This is a genomic window from Protofrankia sp. Cr1, assembly GCF_963555865.1.
In the GTDB taxonomy this organism is placed as follows: domain Bacteria; phylum Actinomycetota; class Actinomycetes; order Frankiales; family Frankiaceae; genus Protofrankia.
On sequence record NZ_CAUVXO010000083.1, the window covers coordinates 4529 to 6885 of the forward strand.

Sequence of the window (2357 nt, forward strand, 5' to 3'; positions counted from 1 at the left end):
ACGAGCGGCTGTCACAGGGGACAGCCCGGGCACACACCCTGGCACTCGTCGCCCGTGTGAGGTCCGATCAGCACCATGGCGCAACGAACCATAACCGGGGCATAACCAGATGTCTCCGGAATCTACGAAAATCGCCTGCTTCACGGGCCGGTCGGAGGTTAGCCGCGCCGTTGTCACGGCGGCGGGGCAGCTGGGCGCGGTGCTCCCGCGATCCCGGTCCGCCTGCGGCGGGCCGGGGAGAGGGTGAAACCCCCGATGTCCGAGTACCACTGCGTCGTCTGGGCACCGACCGGCAGCCTGCTCGGGGCGTTCCCCGACTTCGACACCGTCCACGCCTGGGCCCATGGTCAGGTGCGGGCGGGAACGGCGCCGCTGCTCGTCGACGACCGGCATGCGCAGGTCAGCCGCTGGGTATGGCCGGCGCGCTGCGAGCTCGTCGCCTGGGCCGAGTTCTCGGTCTTGCCCGGCCGGCGGCGGCGCGGGCCAGCGTGGCCGCCACCCCGGGGCGCGACACCGCCCTTCGCACGGTCATCGAGCACTTCCCGGCGACAGCCGCGTCTGTCCCCGCCGCCCGCAGTCCGCAGGTCGCCAGCGGCTGGGCCAACCAGCAGCCCGGCGTGGACTACTGGGTGCTTCCGACTGCCTGGGCGGAAGGCAACGACTGGGCGGTCATCGGCCTGGAAAGCAGGCTCCGGCCTACCCGAGCCATCGCCCAGTTCGGTAGCCCGCAGGCCGCCGATCGGCACGCCCGCGCATCCAGGCTGTCCAACTACACCGTCGTGCCCGTCGATGTCTACACACCCGAGCCGGCGTCGGCCGGCACCTGAGACGGGGGCCGTCACATCCCGAGGCGGCCCCTCCACACCACCCCGCCCCGGTCGCCGGCCGCACCGTGGGCGGGGCGGTCCCTGATCGCGCCTGCCTCGGTGCTGACCCGGTCCGCCGGGGCAGGCGCAGCTACCAGGAAGGACCTCCGTGCACCTCTCGGCACTCGTTTCGCGTGTCGCGTCGTGGCGCGCACCGAGCACCACGACACCGACAGCGGTGGATGTGGTGTGGGTCGCCCGCGGGCCGCACCTGGTCTTCTTCCGGTCCTCGCTCTCTCGTCCGATCCCGATTACCCCGGCAGCGTGGGCTGATTTCCTCACCGCGGTGAAGGCCGGTGAGTATGACGACACAACATGATCACCATAAGGCCGGCAGCTCGTAGGACGCCGAAGCCGGCCGCAGACAAGGTCGTCATGGAAGGATTTGCGTGTCTCCCCATCGGCTGAATATCGCGTTCGCAGGATTAACCGCGGCCGGCAAAACGACACACGCTCGGCGGCTGGCAGCCGAACTGGACCGGCGACTGGCTCGAACTTGCCACACCGTGGAGCGCCCCGCCGGCCTACATGCCAGCCGCGCATTACGAGCTGTTCCTGGCAGCCGACGCCGACATGACGGGCCTGAACCTGCTGGCGCACGAGGACATCGCGCTCAAGGCGTACTTCGAGACCCGCAGCCGGTACCTGGCGGACCTCCCCCCGAACATGGCCTTCAACCAGATCGGCGAAGCGCTGCCAACCGTGCTACTCGACGGCCGTGTCCAAGGCACCTGGACCTGGGATCCCACCGCACTGGCCGTTCGTCCCACACTCGCTCCCGGGCGCGCCTCCCGCGGCCTGGCCCGCCGGCTGTCCTCGGCCGCCGAAGCGCTGCGCTCCGGCTGGCGCGGCCGGCCGGCCCGTCCCGACCCCAACCAACTCACCTTGGCCTACTGAACCATTGCGCCAGCCCCCTACCAGAAAGGATCCGTTTCTCCCGTGCGCCCACTCGACCGAGGCTTCGACCTGACAGACCTGCAGCAGTACGTCGCTGACATGGAAGCCGAACGCGGGTTCTCCGACCGCAGCGTCACCGAGCAGGCGCTCCTCCTCGGCGAAGAAGTCGGCGAGCTGTTCAAGGCAGTCCGTAAACGCCAGGACCTCAGCACGGCGGCCGGATCGGTCGTCGGCACGGTCGACGAGGAACTCGCCGACGTGCTGATCTTCGTGTGCGCCATCGCCAATCGTCTCGGCATCTCACTCAGCGACGCCATCGTCAGCAAGGAAGCCCTCAACGAAACCCGGACCTGGGCTTCGACGACAGGCGCGGTCTCCTGACGACGAGGCCGCGCCGGCTCCTCGGAACATGCGCCGTGGCCCCGACGACCTGTCCGACCGCGCCGCCTTCGGCCGCGGACACCGCACGCCTGGGGCCGACCGATGGCAGGATGGCGGGACGTGAGGATCAGGTGAAGATCACAGCTCTCGCGGGTGGCATCGGTGGCGCCCGCTTCCTGGTCGGGGTGCAGGCAGCGTTACCGGACGCAGACA

General features: G+C 69.7%; 3 protein-coding genes. All 3 read left to right on the forward strand.

Annotated elements, in window-relative coordinates; all coding sequences use genetic code 11:
* Positions 1-413 precede the first annotated feature (413 nt).
* The 3 genes from U9980_RS09715 (at position 414) to U9980_RS09725 (ending at position 2144) form a co-directional block, all read left to right on the forward strand.
* A complete protein-coding gene (locus U9980_RS09715; protein ID WP_322767626.1) occupies positions 414-827 on the forward strand; it encodes a hypothetical protein in 414 nt (137 codons plus the stop codon).
* Positions 828-1394: 567 nt separating this feature from the next.
* A complete protein-coding gene (locus tag U9980_RS09720; RefSeq protein WP_322767627.1) occupies positions 1395-1763 on the forward strand; it encodes a hypothetical protein in 369 nt (122 codons plus the stop codon).
* 99 nt (positions 1764-1862) lie between these two features.
* Positions 1863-2144, forward strand: a complete 282-nt coding sequence (locus U9980_RS09725) for a MazG nucleotide pyrophosphohydrolase domain-containing protein (RefSeq protein WP_322767628.1) — start codon at positions 1863-1865, stop codon at positions 2142-2144.
* Positions 2145-2357: the final 213 nt, after the last annotated feature.

What these genes read in the sequence shown, in the direction of transcription:
- U9980_RS09715 (WP_322767626.1), top strand. Translation starts at nt 414, where the DNA reads ATGGCCGGCGCGCTGCGAGCTCGTCGCCTGGGCCGAGTTCTCGGTCTT.
- U9980_RS09720 (WP_322767627.1), top strand. Translation starts at nt 1,395, where the DNA reads ATGCCAGCCGCGCATTACGAGCTGTTCCTGGCAGCCGACGCCGACATG.
- U9980_RS09725 (WP_322767628.1), top strand. Translation starts at nt 1,863, where the DNA reads ATGGAAGCCGAACGCGGGTTCTCCGACCGCAGCGTCACCGAGCAGGCG.